The organism is Pseudonocardia petroleophila, from assembly GCF_014235185.1.
GTDB classification, from domain to species: Bacteria; Actinomycetota; Actinomycetes; order Mycobacteriales; family Pseudonocardiaceae; genus Pseudonocardia; species Pseudonocardia petroleophila.
Map to the genome: position 1 here is coordinate 4,716,143 of NZ_CP060131.1, position 20,913 is coordinate 4,737,055.

At 75.5% G+C, this 20,913-nt stretch carries 23 protein-coding genes and 2 pseudogenes; 13 read left to right on the top strand and 12 right to left on the bottom strand.

The genetic code is table 11. The features are described from left to right. Nucleotides 1-10: 10 nt before the first annotated feature. Nucleotides 11-805, bottom strand: a complete 795-nt coding sequence (locus tag H6H00_RS23230; protein WP_185717823.1) for a sugar phosphate nucleotidyltransferase — start codon at nt 803-805, stop codon at nt 11-13. Nucleotides 806-952: 147 nt separating this feature from the next. Here H6H00_RS23230 and H6H00_RS23235 point away from each other — a divergent pair, with 147 nt between their 5' ends. Genes H6H00_RS23235 through H6H00_RS23245 form a run of 3 tightly spaced genes read left to right on the top strand, consistent with a single transcriptional unit; the run spans nt 953 to nt 3,918 of the window. Continuing rightward, on the top strand, nt 953-1,975 hold the full coding sequence (locus tag H6H00_RS23235; RefSeq protein WP_185717824.1) for an AAA family ATPase: 1,023 nt from the start codon (nt 953-955) through the stop codon (nt 1,973-1,975). 59 nt (nt 1,976-2,034) lie between these two features. After that, nucleotides 2,035-2,916 (top strand): DUF58 domain-containing protein, encoded by an 882-nt coding sequence (locus H6H00_RS23240; protein ID WP_185722704.1) that lies wholly within the window; start codon nt 2,035-2,037, stop codon nt 2,914-2,916. Then, nucleotides 2,917-3,918 (top strand): VWA domain-containing protein, encoded by a 1,002-nt coding sequence (locus H6H00_RS23245; protein ID WP_185717825.1) that lies wholly within the window; start codon nt 2,917-2,919, stop codon nt 3,916-3,918. A gap of 64 nt (nt 3,919-3,982) precedes the next feature. On the opposite strand, the gene H6H00_RS23250 is transcribed toward H6H00_RS23245, so the two are convergent. Next, nucleotides 3,983-4,600 carry a winged helix-turn-helix transcriptional regulator gene (locus H6H00_RS23250; RefSeq protein ID WP_221775637.1) on the bottom strand — a complete coding sequence of 206 codons (618 nt, stop codon included), beginning with the start codon at nt 4,598-4,600 and terminating at the stop codon, nt 3,983-3,985. Between the two features lie 67 nt (nt 4,601-4,667). Between H6H00_RS23250 and H6H00_RS23255 the strand changes: the two genes are divergently transcribed. The 3 genes from H6H00_RS23255 to fabI are packed head-to-tail and all read left to right on the top strand — an operon-like array spanning nt 4,668 to nt 7,033. Next, a complete protein-coding gene (locus tag H6H00_RS23255) occupies nt 4,668-5,534 on the top strand; it encodes an alpha/beta fold hydrolase (protein WP_185717827.1) in 867 nt (288 codons plus the stop codon). 10 nt (nt 5,535-5,544) lie between these two features. Next, a complete protein-coding gene (gene fabG, locus H6H00_RS23260) occupies nt 5,545-6,255 on the top strand; it encodes a 3-oxoacyl-ACP reductase FabG (RefSeq protein ID WP_185717828.1) in 711 nt (236 codons plus the stop codon). Between the two features lie 10 nt (nt 6,256-6,265). Further along, nucleotides 6,266-7,033 (top strand): enoyl-ACP reductase FabI, encoded by a 768-nt coding sequence (fabI, locus tag H6H00_RS23265; RefSeq protein WP_185717829.1) that lies wholly within the window; start codon nt 6,266-6,268, stop codon nt 7,031-7,033. A 45-nt stretch (nt 7,034-7,078) separates the two neighbouring features. Here fabI and H6H00_RS23270 read toward each other — a convergent pair whose 3' ends face one another. After that, on the bottom strand, nt 7,079-7,486 hold the full coding sequence (locus H6H00_RS23270; protein ID WP_255425332.1) for an MmcQ/YjbR family DNA-binding protein: 408 nt from the start codon (nt 7,484-7,486) through the stop codon (nt 7,079-7,081). Nucleotides 7,487-7,525: 39 nt separating this feature from the next. Here H6H00_RS23270 and H6H00_RS23275 point away from each other — a divergent pair, with 39 nt between their 5' ends. Continuing rightward, nucleotides 7,526-8,584: a ferrochelatase gene (locus H6H00_RS23275; protein ID WP_185717830.1), complete on the top strand. Its 1,059-nt coding sequence runs from the start codon at nt 7,526-7,528 to the stop codon at nt 8,582-8,584. Here H6H00_RS23275 and H6H00_RS23280 read toward each other — a convergent pair. Both H6H00_RS23280 and H6H00_RS23285 read right to left on the bottom strand, forming a co-directional pair. Then, nucleotides 8,563-9,063: an SRPBCC domain-containing protein gene (locus H6H00_RS23280; protein WP_185717831.1), complete on the bottom strand. Its 501-nt coding sequence runs from the start codon at nt 9,061-9,063 to the stop codon at nt 8,563-8,565. The genes H6H00_RS23275 and H6H00_RS23280 overlap by 22 nt on opposite strands. Continuing rightward, a pseudogene (locus H6H00_RS23285) lies at nt 9,060-9,314 on the bottom strand (ArsR/SmtB family transcription factor); the annotation flags it as partial. The gene H6H00_RS23280 and the pseudogene H6H00_RS23285, both read right to left, overlap by 4 nt. 63 nt (nt 9,315-9,377) lie before the next feature. Between H6H00_RS23285 and H6H00_RS23290 the strand changes: the two are divergent. Further along, entirely contained in the window at nt 9,378-11,282 is a 1,905-nt protein-coding gene (locus H6H00_RS23290; protein WP_185717833.1) for a SpoIIE family protein phosphatase, read from the top strand. A 3-nt stretch (nt 11,283-11,285) separates the two neighbouring features. Here the strand turns inward: H6H00_RS23290 and H6H00_RS23295 are convergent, their stop codons facing one another. Further along, nucleotides 11,286-12,236 (bottom strand): AraC family transcriptional regulator, encoded by a 951-nt coding sequence (locus H6H00_RS23295; RefSeq protein WP_221775638.1) that lies wholly within the window; start codon nt 12,234-12,236, stop codon nt 11,286-11,288. A gap of 131 nt (nt 12,237-12,367) precedes the next feature. Here H6H00_RS23295 and H6H00_RS23300 point away from each other — a divergent pair, with 131 nt between their 5' ends. The 4 genes and pseudogenes from H6H00_RS23300 to H6H00_RS33025 all read left to right on the top strand — a co-directional run bounded on the left by H6H00_RS23300 (nt 12,368) and on the right by H6H00_RS33025 (nt 14,764). Continuing rightward, nucleotides 12,368-13,210, top strand: a complete 843-nt coding sequence (locus H6H00_RS23300; RefSeq protein ID WP_185717834.1) for an NAD(P)H-binding protein — start codon at nt 12,368-12,370, stop codon at nt 13,208-13,210. Beyond that, nucleotides 13,207-13,635: an anthrone oxygenase family protein gene (locus tag H6H00_RS23305; protein WP_221775639.1), complete on the top strand. Its 429-nt coding sequence runs from the start codon at nt 13,207-13,209 to the stop codon at nt 13,633-13,635. Before H6H00_RS23300 ends, H6H00_RS23305 begins: the two co-directional genes overlap by 4 nt. A gap of 76 nt (nt 13,636-13,711) precedes the next feature. Then, nucleotides 13,712-14,574 (top strand): annotated as a pseudogene (locus tag H6H00_RS23310) (alanine:cation symporter family protein); the annotation flags it as partial. Nucleotides 14,575-14,599: 25 nt separating this feature from the next. Continuing rightward, nucleotides 14,600-14,764, top strand: coding sequence for a hypothetical protein (locus H6H00_RS33025; RefSeq protein WP_425566743.1), 165 nt, complete (start codon nt 14,600-14,602; stop codon nt 14,762-14,764). 22 nt (nt 14,765-14,786) lie between these two features. Here the strand turns inward: H6H00_RS33025 and tsaA are convergent, their stop codons facing one another. Together tsaA and H6H00_RS23320 are read right to left on the bottom strand one after the other, a co-directional pair. Continuing rightward, a complete protein-coding gene (gene tsaA / locus H6H00_RS23315) occupies nt 14,787-15,197 on the bottom strand; it encodes a tRNA (N6-threonylcarbamoyladenosine(37)-N6)-methyltransferase TrmO (RefSeq protein ID WP_185717835.1) in 411 nt (136 codons plus the stop codon). A gap of 10 nt (nt 15,198-15,207) precedes the next feature. Continuing rightward, nucleotides 15,208-16,320, bottom strand: a complete 1,113-nt coding sequence (locus H6H00_RS23320) for a tyrosine-type recombinase/integrase (protein WP_185717836.1) — start codon at nt 16,318-16,320, stop codon at nt 15,208-15,210. A gap of 101 nt (nt 16,321-16,421) precedes the next feature. Between H6H00_RS23320 and H6H00_RS23325 the strand changes: the two genes are divergently transcribed. Further along, on the top strand, nt 16,422-17,459 hold the full coding sequence (locus H6H00_RS23325; RefSeq protein ID WP_185717837.1) for a coiled-coil domain-containing protein: 1,038 nt from the start codon (nt 16,422-16,424) through the stop codon (nt 17,457-17,459). A 32-nt stretch (nt 17,460-17,491) separates the two neighbouring features. On the opposite strand, the gene H6H00_RS23330 is transcribed toward H6H00_RS23325, so the two are convergent. The 4 genes from H6H00_RS23330 to H6H00_RS23345 form a co-directional block, all read right to left on the bottom strand. Beyond that, on the bottom strand, nt 17,492-18,271 hold the full coding sequence (locus H6H00_RS23330; RefSeq protein ID WP_185717838.1) for a GyrI-like domain-containing protein: 780 nt from the start codon (nt 18,269-18,271) through the stop codon (nt 17,492-17,494). A gap of 2 nt (nt 18,272-18,273) precedes the next feature. Continuing rightward, entirely contained in the window at nt 18,274-19,248 is a 975-nt protein-coding gene (locus H6H00_RS23335) for an RNA polymerase subunit sigma-70 (protein ID WP_185717839.1), read from the bottom strand. After that, the gene (locus H6H00_RS23340; RefSeq protein WP_185717840.1) at nt 19,245-19,940 is read right to left on the bottom strand and encodes a DUF899 domain-containing protein; all 696 of its coding nucleotides are present in this window, start codon (nt 19,938-19,940) and stop codon (nt 19,245-19,247) included. The genes H6H00_RS23335 and H6H00_RS23340 overlap by 4 nt, the downstream gene beginning before the upstream one ends. Nucleotides 19,941-20,002: 62 nt before the next feature. Next, complete coding sequence (locus tag H6H00_RS23345) at nt 20,003-20,800, bottom strand: Rv1486c family protein (protein ID WP_185717841.1); 798 nt, start codon at nt 20,798-20,800, stop codon at nt 20,003-20,005. Nucleotides 20,801-20,913: the final 113 nt, after the last annotated feature.

A 20,913-nucleotide genomic window follows, 5' to 3' on the forward strand; every position in this document is an offset into this window, starting at 1 on the left:
AGCCGGTGCCCTAGACCTGGACCGGGATGCGCGGCGCGTTCTCCCACAGCATCCACGGCCGGTGACCGGACTGGTAGGCCTGCTCCAGGGCGTTGCGCTCCTTCGCCGTGTCCGCCGACTGCCAGAACCCGCGGTGGCGGTGCGCGGTCATCCGGCCCTCCCTGGCCAGCGGGGTGCAGGCGTCGGCGATGAGGTCGCCGCCCTCGGGGAGGTAGTCGAAGATGTCCGGGCGCAGCACGAAGTAGCCGCCGTTCTCCCACAGCGGCATCTCCTGCAGCGGGCTGATGGCGGTGATCCGGTCGTCCTCGCCGATCCCGACGCAGTGGAACGCGGGCTGCGGCGGGACGGCGAGGAGCCGGCCGACGGCGTCGGAGGCGGCGAAGTCCGCGACCATCGTGTCCAGGTCGAGGTCGGTGAGGACGTCGGCGTAGTTGGCCAGGAACATCTCCTCGCCCGCGACGTGCTCGCGCACGCGGCGCAGCCGCTCGCCGATCGGGGAGTCCAGGCCGGTGTGGGCGAAGGTGATCGTCCAGTCCTGGATGTCGGACCCGAGCAGCTCCACGCGCCCGCCGTTGAGCACGAAGTCGTTCGACGCGGTCTCGGAGTAGTTGAGGAAGTACTCCTTGATGTGCTCGGCGCCGTAGCCCATGCAGAGCACGAAGTCGGTGTGCCCGAAGTGGGCGTAGTAGCGCATGACGTGCCAGATCAGGGGCCGCGGCCCGACCCGGTGCATCGGCTTGGGCAGGTCCGACACCCCGTCACGCATCCGCATGCCGTAACCGCCGCAGAACAGGACGACCTTCACGTCGGAACCTCCCGCTGTGTCCGAGTTGCTTGTCCCCTCCAACGAGGTACCCCTGATCAGGTGACGCTTCGTGGTCGTGTCGTGACAGTCGTGTCGGGACGGAGGGGGCTCACCGCCCGCTCACGGACGATGCGGTGAGATGGCGGCGTGACCGCCCCGGATCCCGCTCCCACCAGCCCCGCCCACGAGGGCGAGCGCCTCGAGCGCGTCGTCCTGGAGATCAAGCGGGTGATCGTCGGGCAGGACCGGCTCGTCGAGCGGATGCTCGTCGGCCTGCTGGCCAAGGGCCACCTGCTGCTCGAGGGCGTGCCCGGCGTCGCGAAGACGCTCGCCGTGGAGACGGTGGCGAAGGTCGTCGGCGGGTCCTTCTCCCGCCTGCAGTTCACCCCCGACCTGGTGCCGGCCGACATCCTCGGCACCCGGATCTACCGGCAGGGTCGCGAGGAGTTCGACGTCGAGCTGGGCCCGGTCGTCGCCAACTTCGTGCTCGCCGACGAGATCAACCGCGCGCCCGCCAAGGTGCAGTCGGCGATGCTCGAGGTGATGGCCGAGCGGCACCTGTCGATCGGCGGTAAGACCTTCCCGATGCCCGACCCGTTCCTCGTGCTCGCCACGCAGAACCCGATCGAGAACGAGGGCGTGTACCCGCTGCCCGAGGCGCAGCGCGACCGCTTCCTGTTCAAGCTGATCGTCGAGTACCCGGGGGTCGAGGAGGAGCGCGAGATCGTCTACCGGATGGGCGCGGAGCCCCCGGTGGCGCAGCAGATCATCGACCCGGCCGAGCTGGTGCGCCTGCAGAAGGTCGCCACGACGGTCTTCGTGCACCACGCGCTCGTCGACTACGTCGTGCGGCTCGTCGTCGCCACCCGGACGCCTGCCGAGCACGGCCTGTCCGACATCGCGGGCTGGGTCTCCTACGGCGCGTCGCCGCGGGCCACGCTGGGCATCGTCGCCGCCGCGCGAGCGCTGGCGCTGCTGCGCGGCCGCGACTACGTGCTGCCGCAGGACGTCCTCGACGTCGCCCCCGACGTGCTGCGGCACCGGCTGGTCCTGTCCTACGACGCCGTCGCCGACCAGGTGCCGATGGACCACATCATCTCCCGGGTGCTCGCCACCGTGCCGCTGCCGCAGGTCAGCGCCCGGCCGGCGCAGCAGTACACGCCCGCGTGACGTCCCCGCCCGCCGCGCGCCGCACGCCGACCGCCCCGCCGTCGTTCCGCGACGGGCGGATGGAGGCGTCGCTGCGCCAGCTGGAGCTCTCGGTGCGCGGCCGGCTCGACGGGCTGCTCCAGGGCAACCACCTCGGGCTCGTGCCCGGCCCGGGCAGCGAGCCGGGGGAGGCGCGCGGCTACCAGCCCGGCGACGACGTGCGCCGCATGGACTGGGCCGTCACGGCCCGCACCACGCAGCCGCACGTGCGGGAGACCGTCGCCGACCGCGAGCTGGAGACCTGGGTCGTGCTCGACCTGTCGCCCAGCCTCGACTTCGGCACGGCCTCGTGCGAGAAGCGCGACCTGGCGATCGCCGCCCTCGCCGCCGTCACCCACCTGACCCGCGGCGGCGGCAACCGGATCGGCGTCCTGGCCGCCACCGGCGACTCCGTCGTCCGCATCCCGGCCCGCGGCGGCCTCGCGCACGCCCGCGGGATGCTGCGCCGGGTCGCGGAGATCCCGCGGACGCCCGAGGGCACCCGCGGCGACCTCGCCGCCGCGGTCGAGCAGCTGCGCCGCCCGCCCCGACGGCGCGGGCTGGCCGTCGTCATCTCCGACTTCCTCGGCGACACCGACTGGGAGCGCGCCCTGCGGGCGCTGTCGACCCGCCACGACCTGCTCGCCGTGGAGGTGCTCGACCCCCGCGAGCTGGAGCTGCCCGACGTCGGCACGGTGGTGCTGGCCGACCCGGAGACCGGGCGGCAGCGCGAGGTCACCACGACCCCGCTGCTGTGCCGGGAGTTCGCCGCGGCGGCGGCCGCGCACCGCGAGGCGGTGGCCGCCACCCTGCGCCGCTGCGGCGCCGCGCACCTCACGCTGCGCACCGACTCCGACTGGATCGCCGACGTCGTGCGGTTCGCGCTCGCCCGCAAGCGGGCCTGGTCCGGCGGGGGGCGGTAGATGTCCACCCTGTTCTCCGCGCCGTGGTGGCTGCTGCTGCTCGTCGTCGTCGCCGTGCTCGCGGCCGGGTACGTGGTGCTGCTGTCCCGGCGCCGGCGCGACGTCGTCCGGTTCACCAACCTGGAGCTGCTCGACCGCGTCGCCCCGCAGCGGCCCGGCTGGTACCGGCACCTCCCGGCCGTCGCCCTGATCACGTCGCTGGCCGTGCTGACGATCGCGCTCGCCGGCCCGCAGGCCGAGGCGCGCGTCCCGCGCAACCGCGCCACGGTCGTACTGGTCATCGACGTGTCGCTGTCGATGCAGGCCACCGACGTCGAGCCCAGCCGCCTCGCCGCCGCGCAGTCGGCGGCCAAGGACTTCGCCGACCAGCTGACGCCCGGGGTCAACCTGGGGCTCGTCGCGTTCGCGGGCACGGCCGCGGTACTGGTGTCGCCGACCGTCGAGCGCGACCCGGTGAAGCGGGCGATCGACGGCCTGCGCCTGTCGGAGTCGACCGCCACCGGTGAGGCGATCTTCGCGGCGCTGCAGTCGGTCGAGACGTTCTCCCAGGCCATCGCGGGCACGGGCGAGGAAGGCCCGCCGCCGGCCCGGATCGTCCTGATGAGCGACGGCAAGCAGACCGTGCCGGACTCGGCGTCCGGGGCGCCGGAGGAGGAGCCGCGCGGCTCGTTCACCGCGGCCCGCGCGGCCGCCGAGGCCGGCATCCCGGTCTCCGGCATCTCCTTCGGCACCCGCTACGGCACGATCGAGCTGGAGCCGGGGGAGTCGACGCCGGTGGCCGTCGACGACGCCTCGATGCGCACGATCGCGGAGCTCTCCGGCGGCCAGTTCTTCACCGCCGCGAGCGAGGAGGAGCTGCGGCAGGTCTACTCCGAGCTGGGCGAGCAGATCGGGTACGAGGTGCGCCGGGTCGACACGAGCCGGCCGTGGCTGGCGGGTGGGGTGCTGCTGCTCGTGGTGGGGGTCGGGGCCGGCCTGGCCCTGGGCCGGCGCCTGCCCTGAGTCCCCGCCCCGCCCGAGTTGCAGCAAGGCCACCATGCCGCCACCAGACGGCAGCATGGTGGCCTTACTGGGACGGGGGGCGGGCCGTCGAGGTCACCAGTCGCCGTACCGCCGCCGCGTCGCCGGTGACCGTCAGCGTCCCTGACGCCACCGCGTGGTCCAGTGCGTCGGTGCCCGCGGCCAGCGCGGTGAGGTCGTCGCCGGTCAGGACGGCGTCCGGCACCTGCGCCGGTGCCCCGCGCGACAGCTCCCGCAGCTCCCCGTCGACGACGACCACGCGGTAGACCTCCCGCCCCGCCCGGATCTCCACGACGGCGTCCCAGCCGGGGGTGCGGGCGAAGAAGGTGCGCAGGCCCAGCAGGACCGAGTCGGTGCTGATCGGGCCCGTGCGCGGCGTGGGCGACGCCATCCCCCACGCCGCGAGCGCCCGGAAGACCGGTTCGAGTCCCACGCCCCATGCGGTGAGGCCGTAGCCGGTGCCCCGCTGCTCCAGGACCCCCGCGTCCACCAGGTCGCGCAGCCGCTGCGACAACACGCTCGGCCCGATCCCGGGCAGCGCGGCGGCGAGGTCGCTGTAGCGGCGGGGACCCAGCCGCAGCTCGCGCACGACGAGCAGGGACCAGCGGTCACCGACGGCGTCGAGGGCGTGGGCGACGGGACAGGCCTCGCCGTAGGTGCGCACCGGACCTCCTTGTTCGAAATTCATAGTGACTGCTACGTTCATCGTAGTCGATGCAGGGGAGAGAGTCATGACGATCACCGAGACGCGCGTCGCGACCGCCGGCGCCGAGCTGACCGTGCAGGCGTTCGGGGCGCCGCGGGACCCGGCCGTGCTGCTGGTCGCGGGCGCGGCGTCGTCGATGGACTGGTGGGAGGACGCGTTCTGCGCGCGGCTCGCCGAGGGCGGCCGGTACGTCGTGCGCTACGACCAGCGCGACACCGGCACCTCGACGTCGTGGCCGGCGGGCCGGCCGGGGTACACGGGCGCCGACCTCACCGCCGACGCCCTCGGGGTCCTCGACGGGCTGGGGATCGCCGCGGCGCACGTCGTCGGCATCTCGATGGGCGGGGGCATCGGCCAGGAGCTGGCGCTGGGCCACCCCGGCCGGGTCGCCACCCTCACCCTGCTCTCCACCACCCCCGTCGGGCCCGCCCCGGTCGGCCGACCCGCCCTCCCCGGCATGCGCGAGGACGTGGCGCGGTCCTTCGCCGAGCCGCAGCCCGAGCCGGACTGGTCCGACGCCGAGGCGGCCGTCACGGCGTTCGTCGACGGCGAGCGGCTCTTCCACGGCACCCTCCCCTTCGACGAGGGACACGTCCGGGAGCTCGCGGCGCGGGTCGTCGCCCGCTCCACCGACATCGCCGCGACGATGACCAACCACTGGATCCTCGACCAGGACGACGCCCGCACGGCCGGGGTCGGGGCGATCGGCGTGCCGACGCTCGTGCTGCACGGCACGCAGGACCCGCTGTTCCCGTTCGGGCACGGCGAGGCGCTGGCCGCGGAGATCCCCGGCGCCCGCCTGGTGCCGCTGCCGGGCGTCGGGCACCAGATGCCGCCGCCCGCGGTGTGGGACCTGGTGATCACGGAGATCCTGGCGCACACGTCCCGTTAGGGTGTCGCCCGTGGGAAGAACAGTGTTGGTGACCGGAGGCAACCGCGGGATCGGGCTGGCGATCGCCCAGGCCTTCGCCGCGCAGGGCGACCAGGTGGCGGTGACGCACCGCGGCCCGGTCGACGACCTGCCGGGGGAGCTGTTCCCGGTGCAGTGCGACGTCACCGACGCCGCCGCCGTCGACGCCGCGTTCACCGCGGTCGAGGAGGAGCTCGGGCCGGTGGAGGTCCTGGTGTCCAACGCCGGGATCACCGACGACGGCCTGCTCATGCGGATGAGCGAGGACTCCTTCACGAAGGTCGTCGACGCCAACCTGACCGCGGCCTACCGCGTCGCCAAGCGCGCCACCCGCGCCATGCTCAAGGCCCGCGCCGGTCGGATGATCTTCGTGTCCAGCGTGGTCGGACTGACCGGGTCGGCCGGCCAGGTCAACTACGCGGCGTCGAAGTCCGGGCTGGTCGGGCTGGCCCGCTCGGTGGCCCGCGAGCTGGGGTCGCGCGGGATCACCGCCAACGTCGTGGCGCCCGGGTTCGTCGACACCGACATGACCCGCGCCCTGCCCGACGCCCGCCGCACCGAGATCCTCGGGCAGGTGCCGCTGGGCCGGTACGCGAGCGTCGAGGAGGTGGCCTCGGTGGTCACCTGGCTGGGATCCGACGGTGCCGGATATGTGACCGGCGCCGTCATCCCGGTCGACGGCGGACTCGGAATGGGGCACTAGTTTGACTGCCATGGGTCTTCTCGAGGGCAAGAAGCTGCTCGTCACCGGCGTGATCACCGACGCCTCGCTCGCGTTCCACGCCGCCAAGGTGGCGCAGGAGCAGGGCGCCGACGTCGTGCTCACCGGGTTCGGCCGGATGCGGCTGGTCGAGCGCATCGCGCAGCGCCTGCCGAAGCCCGCGCCGGTCGTCGAGCTCGACGTGAGCGACCAGGAGCAGCTGGACTCCCTGGTCGACCGGCTCGCCGAGCACACCGACCGCCTCGACGGCGTGCTGCACTCGATCGGTTTCGCCCCGGCCTCCTGCCTGGGCGAGGGTGCCTTCCTGAAGGCGCCGTGGGAGGACGTCGCCACGACGATCCAGGTGAGCGCGTACTCCTTCAAGTCCCTCGCCGTCGCCGCGCTGCCGCTGATGGGCCCGGGCGGCTCGATCGTCGGCATGGACTTCGACAACCGCCAGGCCTGGCCCGCGTACGACTGGATGGGCGTGGCGAAGTCGACGCTGGAGTCGGTCACCCGCTATCTCGCGCGCGACCTCGGCCCGCAGGGCATCCGCGTCAACCTCGTCGCCGCGGGCCCGGTCAAGACGATGGCCGCCAAGTCCATCCCCGGCTTCGCCGCGTTCGAGGACGCCTGGGACGGCCGCGCGCCGCTGGGCTGGGACGTCGGCGACCCGGTGCCGGTGGCGAAGACCGTCTGCGCGGTGCTGTCCGACTGGCTGCCCGTCACGACCGGCTCGATGGTCATGGCCGACGGCGGGTTCCACGCCATCGGGGTCTAGCCCGACCCGCCCCGGGGCCTCCTCCGTCGGCCCCTCCATCCCCGACTAGAGACCCCGGCTCGCCAGCCACTGCGCGGCCCGGCGCTTCGACGCCTGCGCCAGCCAGGCGTCCTGCACGATCTCGGCGAGCTCGGCCCGGTCGAGCTCGCCGATCCGGCTCCCGCGGACCAGGACCGACGGGTGCCCGTCGAAGTGCGGCGTGGTGAAGAACGGCGTGCCCGGGTCCTGCACGAGCGCCTGCTTGTCGTCGTCGGAGGGGACCCAGAACACGATGACGTCGGCGTACCGCTCGCCGGTGGCGGGATCGACCGCGTCCGGGCGCGGGGTGCGGAAGAACACGAACGACTTCCCGCCCACCTGGTAGACGCGGTTGCCGGCACCGCCGGTGACCACGGTGACGTGCGGCATCGCCTCGGCGAGGTCGTGGACGTCCTGCACGCGCGCGGGGGGCACGGCAGGCAGTGTGCCCCGGCCGGTGCGAGGATCACCAGGGTGACCGGTGACTTCCAGGCCCTGCTCGTCCTGTCCTTCGGCGGCCCCGAAGGGCCCGACGAGGTCCGACCGTTCCTGGAGAACGTCACGCGCGGGCGGGGGATCCCGCCGGAACGGCTCGACGCCGTCGAGGAGCACTACCAGCACTTCGGCGGCGTCTCGCCGATCAACGCCCGCAACCGCGAGCTGATCGCGGCCATCCGGGAGCGCCTCCTCGATCAGGACCGGGACCTGCCGGTGTACTTCGGCAACCGCAACTGGCACCCGATGGTCGAGGACACCGTCGCCGAGATGGCGCGGGACGGGATCACCCGCGCGCTGGTGTTCGCCACCAGCGCCTACGGCGGGTACTCCGCGTGCCGCCAGTACCACGAGGACATCGCGCGGGCCCGCAAGGCCGTGGGGGAGGGCGCACCGGAGCTGGTGAAGCTGCGCCACTTCTTCGACCATCCGGCGTTCGTCGCCGCCAACGCCGACGCCGTGCGCGCGGCCGGGCTGCCCGACGGTGCCCGCCTGGTGTTCACCGCGCACTCGGTGCCCGAGTCGGCGGACGCGTCCGCCGGGCCGCCGGAGGAGGGTGGGCACCGCTACTCGAAGCAGGTCACCGAGGCGGCGCGGCTGGTGGCCGCCGAGCTCGGCGTCGCCGACCACGACGTGGTGTGGCAGTCGCGGTCCGGCCCGCCGCGGATCCCGTGGCTCGGGCCCGACATCGTCGACCACCTCGACGCCCTGCACGCCCGGGGCGTCCCGGCCGTCACGATCGCGCCGGTGGGGTTCGTCTCCGACCACGTCGAGGTGATCTGGGACCTCGACACCGAGGCCCGCGAGCGGGCCGAGGAGCTGGGCATGGGGTTCGCTCGCGCCGCGACCGCGGGCCCGGACCCGCGGTTCGCCGACATGGTCGTCGAGCTGATGGACGAGCACTGCCACGACCGCGCCCCGCGCGGCCTGGGCACCGTGCCGCGCGCGGGGTGCGGCGTCAACGGCGGGCTGTGCGCGGTCGCGTGCTGCGAGCCCCCGCGCCGACCCGCGCGCGATCAGGAGTCGGCAGGCGCGTAGAACGCGATCGAGCGGTCGGCGGCCGCGCGCTGGGCCCGCTCGTCGAGCCCGCTCGCCACCCCCGCGGCGCACCAGGCGTCGCCCGACTCCGCGACGAACCGCCGGCCCTCGGCGGACGCACCGAAGGCGGCCTCGTCGAACCGGGCGGTCGGGTCGTCGAGGTGCCGGGCCAGGCCGAGCAGGCCGACGGCGGTGAGCGACACGGTGATCCGGCTGGTCCCGCCGGCGAACTCCCAGGTCGCGACGAACCGGTGCGGCGGATCGCACTCCTCCACGGTGCCCGCGGCGTCGCCCTCCAGCTGGTAGCGACCGCCGCGGCGCAGGTCGCCGGTGACCGGGAGGAACCAGCGGCTGATCCGCTCGGCGGTGGTGCAGGCCTCCCACAGGTCGTCGGTCGGGTGGGTCCGGGCGATGGTCGCGACGCGGGCCTCCTCCCCGTCGACGGTGCGGGTGCCGGTGCTGCGGGACACGTCGGTCACGGGTCGTTCCTCTCTCGTCGTCGACGGCCGCGGGCCACCTCGGTGGCGAGCGCGTCGAGCGGGGGCGTCCAGAAGCGGCGGAAGTGGTCGAGCCAGGCGTCGACCTCGCGCAGCGGTGCGTCGCGCACGGCGTAGAGCCGCCGCGTCCCCTCGGGGCGGACGGTCGCGAACCCGTTGTCGCGCAGCACCTTGAGGTGCTGGGAGACCGCGGGCTGGGAGATCCCGAACTCCGCGCGGATCGTCGCCATGACTTGGCGGAGGGGTCGTCCGGCCGGACCGGTACTCTCCGCTCAGCCGACCCCAGGAGCAGGCCGATGTCGGATCCCCACGCCCTGGCTCGGGCCATGGAGGAGCTGCCGCACGGCGTCCTCGTCCACCGGGGCCCCGGGCACCTCGTCGTCGGCGCCAACCGGGCCGCCCGCACCTTCCTCGGTGACCGCCCCGGGATCCTCGGCCGGCCGCTCGCCGAGGTGTTCCCCGAGATCGCCGGCCAGAACCTGCTGGGCCACTTCGACCGCGTCTACGCCACCGGCGAGCCGTTCACGGCGCGGGAGTGGCGCATCGAGGTCACCGGCGACGGCGACGACCGGTTCGTCGACGTCGACGCCGTCGCGCTGCACGACCCGCCGGGGGAGGTCTCGGGGGTGGCGGTGCAGTTCCGCGACGCGACCGCGACCGTCCGGCACCGCCGCTCGCTGGAGGCCGACACGGCCGACCTGCGCGAGCGCTACGCGGCCGCGCAGGACGTCGTCCTGACGCTGCAGCGCAGCCTGCTGCCCGACGGCCTGCCCGTCCTGCCCGGCATGCGGATCGCCGCGCACTACCTGGTGGCCGGCGCCGAGCAGGCCGCGGGCGGTGACTGGTTCGAGGCGGTGGCGCTGGACGGCACCGCCGCGATCATGGTCGGCGACGTCGTCGGGCACGGGTCGGCCGCGGCCGCGGTGATGGCCCAGCTGCGGGCCGTGCTCGTGGAGTTCCTGCTCGACGGCGACGACCTCGACACCGTCCTCGCCCGCCTCGACGCCTTCGCCGGCCGGGTGCCCGGCGCGCGCGGGGCCACGGTCTGCATCGCGCTGGTCACGCCGGACGGGGAGGTGCGCTACGTGTGCGCGGGCCACCCGCCACCGCTGGTCGTGTCGATCGACGGCGCGGCGCGCTACCTGCCCGCCCCCGGCGGCGGCCCGCTCGGGGTCGCGGGGCCGGCGGCGACGGTCGGCACGGCCGTGCTCGCCGCGGGCGATCTCGTCCTGTGCTACTCCGACGGCCTGGTCGAGCGGCCGTCGCAGGACCTCACCGTCGGGCTGACGGAGCTCGCCGAGGTGGCGTCGGCGGCGATGCGCCGCGGCCCGTCGTCGACGATGTCGGCGGACGCGACCGACCGCGTCGCCGAGCTGACCGTCGAGCGGATGACCCGCCACGGCTACCACGACGACGTCACCGTGCTGGCGCTGCGGCTCACCGGGCGGGCCGTCCCGGACTTCGTGACCGAGATCCCGGCGGAACCGGCACGGCTCTCGACCCTGCGCCGCGACCTGGAGACCTGGCTCACCGAGCTCGGCGTCTCCGACGCCGACATCGCCTCGATCGAGATCGCGGCGGTGGAGGCGGCGACCAACAGCGTCGAGCACGCCTACCCCGGCGGCGGCGGCAGCGTGCGGGTCGAGGGCCAGCTCGACGGCCAGGGGCGGGTCTGCATGACGATCACCGACGGGGGCAGGTGGCGGCCCGCGCCGCCCGACCCCGGCCACCGCGGCCGCGGGCTGATGATGATGCGCGGCTGCATGGACACCGTCGAGATCGACGACTCGCCCGAGGGCACCGTCCTGCTGCTGGACCGGCGGGTGCGGCGCGAGCCGGTGGTCAGCCCGGCGACGGTCGTCGAGACCAGCGCGGTGCCGCGGCCGTCGACGATGAGCGTGACCCGCACGGTCGCGCCCGAACCGCGGATCGCGCTCGGCGGCCCGATCGACCTCAGCACGGCCGAGGACCTGCGCCGCGAGCTGTGGTCGGCGAGCCGGGGCGGGGCGCTGCCGCTGGTGGTCGAGCTGGGGGCGGTCACGCACCTGGGCAGCGCCGGGATCCAGGTGCTCTACGACTTCGTCGAGGACATGGCCGCCGACGGCAGGGCGCTGCGGTTCGTCGTGCCGCCGGGGTCTCCCGCGCGGCACGCGATCGTGCTGAGCGACCTGGACCGGATCGTGGCCGTCGGCGAGGTGTGACCCTCAGCGGGGCACCGGCGCACCCCGGCGCACCGCCCCCGGCGTCGTGCCGATGACGCGGGTGAAAGCCCGGCTGAACGCGGCCTCCGAGCGGTAGCCGAGGCCGCCGGCGACCTCGGCGACGCCCCCGCCGCCGCGGAGGCGGTCCAGCGCCAGGTGCATCCGCCGCCGCGTCAGGTAGGCGAGTGCGGGTTCGCCGACCATCTCGGTGAACCGCGCGGCGAACGCGGAGCGCGACATCGGGATCTCCGCCGCGAGCGAGGCGACCGTCCACGGGTGGGCCGGGTCGCGGTGGATCAGGGTGATCGCGCGCCCGATCCGGGGGTCGGCGAGGGCGCCGAGCCAGCCGGTGCGCGCCGCCGGGTCGGTCTCCAGCCAGGACCGCACGACCTGGATGACCAGGACGTCGGCCAGGCGGGTGAGGACGGCCTCGCCGCCCGGGCGCAGCTCCTCCGCCTCGGCCGCGACCAGGCGCAGCGTCGCCCGCATCCACTCGGTGCGGGGTGACGCGCCGACGTGCAGCAGCGGCGGCAGCAGCTCGACGAGGTCGCGGGCCCCCGGGGTGTCGACCTGCACCGCGGCGCAGACGAGCGTCGTCGGGGCGCCGCCGGAGCCGTGGCGCAGCTGCGCGTACCGGTCGTTGGTGAACGTCTGGGGCAGGTCCATCACCGACGGGGCGATGGTGCCGGGCGCGCTGCGCAGCCGGTGGCCGTCCCCGTGCGGCACGAGCGCGACGTCGCCGGCCCGCAACTGCACGGCCTCGGCGCCGTCGGTCTCCAGCCGGCACCCGCCCGCCGTGACGACGTGCAACCACAGGTGGCCGGGCATCGGCGGCAGCGTGAGGCCCCACGGCGCCGTCAGCTCGGAGCGGCAGTAGAAGGTGCCGACGAGCCGCAGGTGGTGCAGGGCCTCGCCGAGCGGGTCGGGCGGCGCGACGGACCAGGGCGTCTCCACGTCCCCAGTGTGGCAGCCCGGACGTCCGATCGGTCGGGACGATCGAGCACGGATCGGCGACGGATGGGCATGGAACGTCCGGTCGCCCGGCGGCAGCCTGGACGCACGGCAACCGACGAGGGGAGCAGACGATGATCACGGTGATGGGTGCGACGGGCCGGGTGGGCCGGCAGGTGGTGGCCGCGCTGGACGGCGAGGAGGTGCGGGCGGTCGGCCGTTCCGCGGAGCGGCTCGCGGCGGTCGGGGTGGTCCCGTGCGTGGGCGACGCCGGGGACGCGGCGTTCCTGACCGAGGCGTTCCGCGGGGCCGACGCCGTGTTCACGATGCTGCCGGTCGACGAGCACGAGCCCGACCACCGCGGCGCGCAGGAGGCCAAGGCCGCCGCGATCGCCACCGCGGTCCGGGCGGCCGGGGTGCCCTACGTCGTGGCGCTGAGCAGCCTGGGGGCCGAGCTGCCGACCGGGACCGGGTTCATCGAGGGGCTGCACGCCCACGAGCGGCACCTCGCCGGGACCGGCGCCCGGGTGCTCGCCCTGCGACCGGGCTGGTTCCTGGAGAACGCCGCCGACGCGCTGCCGGTCGTCGAGGCGCTCGGGTGCGTCGCGGACTCGCTCGACCCGGACCTCGCGCTGCCGATGGTCGCGACCCGGGACGTCGCCGCGGCGGCGGCCCGTGCGCTGTGCACGCGCTACCGGACGGGCCCGGTCGAGCTGCTCGGGCCGCGCGACCTCACCCAGACCGAGGTCGCACGGGTGCTGGGGACGGCGCTGCACCGCCCGGACCTGCCCTACGTCCGGCTGCCCGACGACGAGATGGTGGCCGCGCTGGTCGGCGCCGGGTTCTCCCCGGACGCCGCGGCCCGGCACACCGGGATGACGGCGGCGCTGAACTCCGGGCGGATCTCCGCGGTGCGCACGGCGGAGAACACCACGCCGACCGGCATCGAGGACCTGGTGGGGGGGTGGGTGGCGTGACCGTCCTGCGGATCGTGGCCGCGACGGGGTGCGGGCTGGTCGCCGGTCTGCTGTTCGCGTTCTCGGCGGGGGTGATGGCGGCGCTGGGCCGGTTGCCCGGGCGCGACGGGGCGGCCGCCATGCGCGCGATCAACGCCGCGGTGCTGAACCCGGTGTTCCTCGGGATGTTCGTCGGGACCGGGCTGGCCTGCGCGGCGCTGGTCGTCGGGGTCGCGGTGACGGGTGGGTCGGCGCTGCCGGTGCTCGGCGCCGCCCTCTACCTGGCCGGGGTCCTCGGGGTGACGGCCGCGGTGAACGTCCCGCTGAACGACGCCCTCGCCGCCGGCGCGGTGGACTGGGACCGCTACCGGGCGCGCTGGACCCGGTGGAACCACGTCCGGACCCTCGCCGGGACGGCCGGGCTGGTGCTCCTGCTGCTCGGATGAGCGCGCGCAGGGTGATCCGGACCCGCCTCCTCGCCAGACTTGCCCGATACGTTCCGTTCGGGTCTTCTTGCGAGCTATGACACCTCCGCCGCCCCTCGCTGCACCGCTCGCCGCCGCGCCCGGCGGGCTGCTCGGCGAGATCGAGTCGTCCATCAACGGTGCGTTCGACCCGATGTCGACGGCGGTCTTCGCCGACTTCAACACCCTGTCCGGCTCGCGCTCAAGATCGTCCGGGGGCGCTTCACCCGCAACGACGAGCCCGGCGAGATCACCCACTTCCAGGCGCCGACCTCGGCGGTCTCCGGGACCGTCGGCCTGGGCAACATCGCGGGGGTCGGCGTGGCGATGACCGTGGGCGGTGCGGGTGCCACGTCCTGGATGATCCTGGCCGGGCTGCTCGGCATGTGCACGAAGTTCGTGGAGTGCACCCTGGGCGTGCGCTACCGGGAGGTGCACGAGGACGGCACCGTCTCCGGCGGCCCGATGCACTACCTGCGCAAGGGCGTCGCCGAGCGGTACCCCGGGGCCTTCGGCTCGGCCTTCGGGCGGGTGCTGGCCGCCCTCGCCGCGGTCTTCCTGCTGTTCTTCGGGGGCGCCGGCGGCAACATGTTCCAGGCCGACCAGACCTTCGCCCAGCTGCGGAGCGTCACCGGCGGCGACACCGGCGCGCTGGGCAGCGACGGCGCCGCGCTGATCTTCGGTGTGGTGCTGGCACCGGTCGTCGGGGCGGTGATCTTCGGCGGGATCACCGCGATCGGCCGGGTCACCGGCCGGCTGGTGCCGGCGATGGCGCTGATCTACGTCGCGGCGTGCCTGACCGTCATCGCGGTCAACATCGACCAGGTGCCCGCGGCGTTCGGCGCGATCATCAGCGGCGCCCTCACCGCCGAGGGCGTCGTGGGCGGGGCGATCGGGGCCCTGATCGTCGGCTTCCGTCGTCGGCTCGGTGCTGACGCTGGGCAGCGTGCTGAACGTCGCCGACGCGGTGCTGTTCCTGCTCGCCCTGGTCAACATCATCGGGCTCTACATCCTCGCGCCCGTGGTGAGGAAGGAGGTCATCAGCTTCCGCGACCGGATGGCCGGCGGCGAGGTCCGCGAGCTCGACCGGTCGGAGAAGGTCGACGGCTGACCGGCGGTCTCCCCGGTGGCGCTCAGCGCTCGCCGGGGAGATCGACCACGGCCTTGACGTCGAGGACCGGGGTGCCGTCGAGGGCCTCCAGGTCGTGCACCCCGATCCGGAGGCCGTCGATCGAGCGGATCCGCACGCGGTGCAGCCCGATGGGGTTGGGCCGGTCCGGCGAGCGGGTGGAGAACACGCCGGTGGGCGGCCGGGCGGGGTCGTCGCGGGGGCGGGTCAGCTGCACGTCGCGGTCGGCGCGGTCGAGCCAGGTGAGCACGATCGCGTCCTGGCCCACGGTCAGGTCCCGGGCGGCGACGGCCACCGACGGGTCGAGCACGACGACGGCCTCCGGTGCTCCCTCGTGCCCCTGCTTCGGCGCGGCGGCCCGGTCGGTGAGCGGGGAGGAGACGCGGCCGATCGGGCGCAGCTCGTAGCGGTCCACGGCGGCCACGCTACGGGCCGGTGATCGCGGCGGCCACCACGTCGGCCGCGGTGGTGCGGCGGCTGCGCAGGCCCCGGTCGTAGTGCTGGGTGGTGGCGATCGAGGCGTGCCCGACGTCGGCCTGGACGTGCTGGATGCGGGCGTCGTTCTCCAGCGCGATGGTGACGTAGGCGTGCCGCAGGGCGTGCGGGTGCACGCGGTCGGCCACGCCGTCGAGCTCGGGCCCCGCACCGGCGGCGATCCGCCGCAGCAGGGTGTAGAGGTCGATGCGGGAGCAGCGGCCGCCGTCGCGCGTGGCGATCATGGGCGACGCCGCGGCGGCGCCGGTCCCGCGGCGGGCGGGGGCCGCGCCGCCGCTGACCCGGTCGCGCTCGGCGAGGTAGGCGACCAGCGCGTCCCGGACCGGGGCGGTGAGGTAGACCTCGCGGTGCAGCCCGCCCTTGCCGAGCACCCGCAGCACCTCCTCGCCGCCGGTGCGGTAGAGATCGGACCGGTCGAGCCCGACCAGCTCGGAGATCCGCAGACCCAGCGTGAGCAGCGCGACGAACGCCACCGCGCGGCGGGCGTAGAGCGCGGCGGTGCGGGGGTCGCGCGTGTAGTGCAGCTCCGCGGCCGACACAAGCAGCGCGCGGAGCTGGGCGGCGGTCAGCCGCACGGTGGGTGAGGCGTCGCGCGCACCGGTCGACAGCCCGAGCCGGGCGCGGTTGAGCGCCGCCGGGTTGGCCGCGACGACACCGGTCTCGGTGAGGTGGGCGTAGAGCGCGGACACCGTGGACAGCATCCGTTGCCGGGTGCGCCGCTGCGCGCCCGCGGCGTCGAGCGCGTGCAGCCAGGCCGTGACCTCGGTGCCGGTGGCGGCGCGCGGATCGAGCCCGCGGCGGGCGCACCAGCGGAACCAGGCGAGGTCGTGCAGCGGGCCGGTCGCGGCCGCCGGCGGGCGGCGCCGGGCCGACGGGGCGGTGACGGGGTCGACCCACGAGGTCGGCAGCCCCAGCGCGTAGGCGTAGGTGCGGCGGGTGCCGGCGTTGGCGTACTGGCTGAGCCAGCCGAGCAGCTGCTCGCGCAGCGCGTCCGGATCGGGGACGCCGGGCCAGTCGTCGGTCTGCGGGACGGCGGGGAGCACGCGGCCATCCTAACTCCCAACGAAACATCGGTTTCGTTGGGAGTCGGTTCAGTTCTCCTAACTAACAACCGGTTTTCTAGTTCAGCCGCTACGATCGTCGGATGCTCGACGAGGCCACACGCTGCGGCTACAGCCGCTGCCGCGCGGAACTGCCCGCCCCCGGACCGCAGGGCGGCCGCCGCCGTTCCTTCTGCCGCGACACCCGCTGGGAGTCCGGCCGCACGTGCGCGCAGATGGCCCGGGCGGAGCGGGACGCGCTGGGCGCACTGGGCCTGGACTCCGGGGGCACCGCGTTCGGGCTCGACGCCGACCGGTTGCGCGAGCACGTCGACGCCGTCCGCGGTCCGGTCGGGGAGCTGGCCGCCGCGCTCGACGCGGTGCTCGGGCGCCTGGACGAGGTGCAGCGCGACGCCGTCGAGGCGGTCGGGTCGGCGCACGCGCGGGTGGCCGAGGCCGAACGGCTGCGCGTGGCGGCGGAGCAGGCGCGCGAGGAGGCCGTCGGCCGGGCGCGGCGGGCCGCCGAGACGGCCGAGCGGGCGGGGAAGGAGCGGGCGGAGGCGGTCGAGCGGGCGGGTGCGGCGGCCCGTCAGGCGCTGGAGGCCACCGAGGCGCTGGGGGCGGCGCGGGAGGTCGCGGAGCGCGCGGTCGCCGACCGGGCCGCGGCCGAGGAGCGGGCCGAGCGCGACCGGACCCGGCTCGACGCGGCCCGGGCGCAGGCCGAGCGGTCGGCCGCGGAGTCGGAGGCGGCCCGCGCCCGCGCGCAGGAGTGGCAGGAGCTGGGGGAGCGGGCCCGCGCGGAGCGCGACGCCGCACGGTCCGCCCAGGAGGCCACCGAGGCGGCGGCCCGGGCGGCGCACGCCGACCTGCACCGCGCGGCGCAGCAGGGGGAGGCCGCGGCCGCGGCGCAGCGGCGCGCCGAGGAGCGCGCCGCCGAGGCGGTCGCCGCGTCGGCGGGGGACCGGGCGGCCCGCGAGCGCGCCGAGCGCGAGCTGCTGACCGTGACCGCCCGCGTCGACGGGGAGCGGGCGCTGCGGGAGCGGGCCGACGCCGAGCTCGACCGGCTGCGCGCCGAGCTCGCCGAGACCCGCACCCGCCACGCGGCCGAACTGCGCGACCTGCGCACCCCGCCCCCCACCTGAGCCGGCCCCACCCGAGTCGGCCCCCACCCGAGTCAGTCGGCCAGGCGGAAGGCCAGTTCGGTCTCCCAGTGCTCCGGGTCGGGCTCGTCGCGGGGGTCGGTGAGGAAGTGCTCGGTGCGGGCCGCCCAGTGCTCCGCGTCGCCGGTGACCGTCCTGTCCCAGGCGTGGCCGCCCCGCTCGGCCCAGCGCAGGAGCCGGTCGGTCACCTCGAGCAGCCCGTCGGGGTGGCCGCGGTGCAGCACGACGGCGTACCGCCCGGCTGGGAGGACCCCCGCCGCGATCTCGCCGTCGGCGGCGCCGACGTCGTCTGCGGGCACGCACGCCTCCACCTCCGTCGACCCCGAACCGTCGAGCACGCGGTAGCGCAGGAACGGGGCCCCCGCGGCCTCCCCGCCGGTGGACAGCAGGTGCCCGATCACCTCCGGGATGCGGTCGGCGGCGAGGTGCGTCGTGGTGGGGGTGCAGCTGCGGCGGACCCCGAGGTAGGGGCGCGCGGGCAGGTCGACGACGCGGGGTTCTCGGGCTCTCCGGTGGTGGTCGGGCCGCCGGGACACGGCGACGAGGACGGTGGGGTCGGTGCCCCGGTTGTGCAGGGTGCGCAGGCCGAGGTGGTCGAGGCAGATCACCGCGCCGGTCGGGAAGCTGCGGACACCGCCCGCCCGGCACTCCAGGTCGAGCCGGCCCTGTTCCACCACGACGAGCTCGTCGGACCACTCGGCGCTGTCGTAGGGCCGCGAGTCGCCGGGCTCGACGACGACGGTGCGCCGCCGGAACGCCGCGGGCAGCGGCCCGCGCAGGAAGGGCAGGTCCACGGTCAGAGCCGCTCGGGCAGGCCGAGGGACCCGAAGACCTCGCTGCCGAACGTGGTGACCTCGGTGACCAGGCCGTCCTCGATGCGCAGGACGTCGAGGGCGCACCGCTCGAAGTGCGGCCCCGGGACCCGGCGGACCCCGTCGAGCAGCACCAGGTCCCGCGACGGGCGCAGGTAGCAGGCCAGCGCGACCTGCCGGTTGACCTCCACGGGCAGGCACCGCCACTCGCCCCACGCGTCGGGTCCCTGCAGCACCGTCCGCCAGATCCCCAGGATGGCCGCACGGCCCTCGGTGACGACCGGCAGCGGCGGCATCGTCTGGCGCGCGTGCTCGGCGAGCAGCGCCACCAGTGCGTCGACGTCGCCGTCCTCGTTCCTGGCGAGGTAGCGCTTCAGCAGGGCGCGCTCGTCCTTGGTGGGTGCGGTCCACTCCGCGCGGCGCTCGGGCAGGTGCTCCCGCATCGTGGCGCGGGCCCGCTGCAGCGCGCTGTTGGCCGCGGCGACGGAGACGCCGAGGACCTGCGCGGCCGCCGCCGCCCGCCAGCCCAGTACGTCGCGCAGCAGCAGGACCGCGCGCTGCCGCGGCGGCAGGTGCTGGACCGCGGCGAGGAACGCCAGCTCGATCGTCTCCCGCGCCACCGCGACGGCGTCGGGCCCGGCGTCGGGGTCGGGGAGATCGAGCAGGGCGTCGGGGTAGGGCTGCAGCCACGCGACCTCCGACGTCCCGCCCGCGCCCCCGGCCCGCCGCGTGCCGGCGAGGTCGAGGCACACGTTGGTGGCGATCCGGTAGAGCCACGCCCGGAACTCGCCCCGGGCGCCGGCCCGCGACCGCCAGGCCCGCAGGAAGGTGTCCTGCACCGCGTCCTGCGCCTCGTCGAACGAGCCGAGCATCCGGTAGCAGTGCACCTGCAGCTCCCGGCGGTGGCGCTCGACGAGCGCGGCGAACCGCTGCTCGTCGTCCGGGACCGGCGCGGTCACCGTGGGGTCGGCGCCGGCCCGTACAGCGCGGCGACGTCGGGCGAGTCGAGCCACCGGCTGTAGGCCTGCTCCTGCGGCCAGCCCTCGGGGGAGTCCTGCCACTCCTCCCGGCGGCCGTAGGGCAGCAGGTCGATCAGCGCGAAGGTGTGGCCGAGCTGCTCGGTGCCCCGCCCCTCGGTCTGCCAGGTGCGGAAGACCGTGTCGCCGTCGCGCAGGAACACGTTGACGGCGAACCCGCCGCCCGCCGGTGCCCCGACGTCGGCGCCGAAGGGGCTGTTCGCGGTGGAGTACCAGGTCATGGTGTTGCCGACCCGCCGCCGGTAGGCCAGCGCCTCGTCGATCGGGCCCTGGGTGACGACGACGAACCGCGCGTCGTAGTTGCGCAGGACGTCGAGGCGGGTGAACTGGGAGGTGAACCCGGTGCAGCCCCCGCACTGCCACTCCTGCCCGGGCGACCACATGTGGTGGTAGACGATCAGCTGCGACGCCCCGTCGAAGACGTCGACCAGGCGGATCGGACCGTCCTCGCCGTCGAGGGTGTAGTCGGGCAGCTCGACCATCGGCAGGCGGCGGCGCTGCGCGGCGATCGCGTCGAGCTCACGGGTGGCGGCCTTCTCCCGGGCGCGCAGCGCGTCGAGCTCGCGCCGCCAGGTCTCGGCGTCGGTGACGGGGGGCAGGGCAGGGGTGCTCATACGGGTAGGACGGCGGGGGCGCCGGGAACTCATCGATCGCGGGCCGGCCGGCCGGGCCGGGTTCAGACCAGCGGGCTCGCCGCGAGCACCCGGACGGCCTCCGCGACCGCCGCGCGGCGGGCGACGCGGACCGCGGTCTCGATGGGCCGCAGCGCCTCCCGGCGCGCCTCGGCGGCCGACGCCGACAGCGCGCCGCCGGGCTCGTCGACCTGGGCGGCGGCCAGGATGGCCTCGACCTCGTCGGCGTGCTGGAGCACGCGCAGGGCCTGCCCGGGCATCCCGGCGGGCCACATCGACTCGGGCCGCGCGCGCAGGGCGGCGGCGATCTCCTCGCGCACGCCGGGGCGGTGCCGGGCCACGCCGAGCGAGGTGAGGACCGACGCCGACTGCCGCACCTGCTCGCGCAGCTCGCGCTCGGCCTGGTTCAGCGCGACGAACTCCACCGGCGGACCGGCCTCGGGCACCGGGTAGACCGTCCAGCGCACGACGTTCTCCGCGACCGTCGTCGGGACGACGCCCAGCCCGGCGTCGACGAACAGCACGCCCTCACCCGCCGAGGTGGCCTCGCGGCTGAACGCCCCGGGCCCGGGCAGGCCGCGCACGTCACCGGGCACCGGGAGCACCAGGCGGGCCGGGCCGCGGGGGGAGGCGCGGCGCAGGGTGGCCAGCAGGAACGCCAGCGAGGAGACGGGGGAGCCGGGCGGGGGCAGCGCGGTCAGCGCCGCGGTCTCGGCGTCGGCGGCCTGCACGTCGTGCGCGAGCGCCCACGGCCCGAGCGCGTCGAGCACGTCGTCGGGCGCCGCGGCGCCGGCCAACCAGGCCGACGCCCACACGGTGAAGGTCGCGGAGGCACGGGGCACGGGGGCCAGGTTAGCGAGCAACCCCATGGGGTCGCACGCCTGCCGCACGGGTGACCCCGTGCACCCACCGTCACCGCAGGTCACCGTGTGGGTGCGTGTCGCAGCGCCCGCGC

Bases quoted from the DNA above. Each gene is read 5' to 3' on its own strand.
- H6H00_RS23240 (WP_185722704.1), top strand. From the start codon at position 2,035: ATGGAGGCGTCGCTGCGCCAGCTGGAGCTCTCGGTGCGCGGCCGGCTC.
- H6H00_RS23245 (WP_185717825.1), top strand. From the start codon at position 2,917: ATGTCCACCCTGTTCTCCGCGCCGTGGTGGCTGCTGCTGCTCGTCGTC.
- H6H00_RS23255 (WP_185717827.1), top strand. From the start codon at position 4,668: ATGACGATCACCGAGACGCGCGTCGCGACCGCCGGCGCCGAGCTGACC.
- fabI (WP_185717829.1), top strand. From the start codon at position 6,266: ATGGGTCTTCTCGAGGGCAAGAAGCTGCTCGTCACCGGCGTGATCACC.
- H6H00_RS23290 (WP_185717833.1), top strand. From the start codon at position 9,378: ATGTCGGATCCCCACGCCCTGGCTCGGGCCATGGAGGAGCTGCCGCAC.
- H6H00_RS23300 (WP_185717834.1), top strand. From the start codon at position 12,368: ATGATCACGGTGATGGGTGCGACGGGCCGGGTGGGCCGGCAGGTGGTG.
- H6H00_RS23325 (WP_185717837.1), top strand. From the start codon at position 16,422: ATGCTCGACGAGGCCACACGCTGCGGCTACAGCCGCTGCCGCGCGGAA.
- H6H00_RS23340 (WP_185717840.1), bottom strand. From the start codon at position 19,940: ATGAGCACCCCTGCCCTGCCCCCCGTCACCGACGCCGAGACCTGGCGG.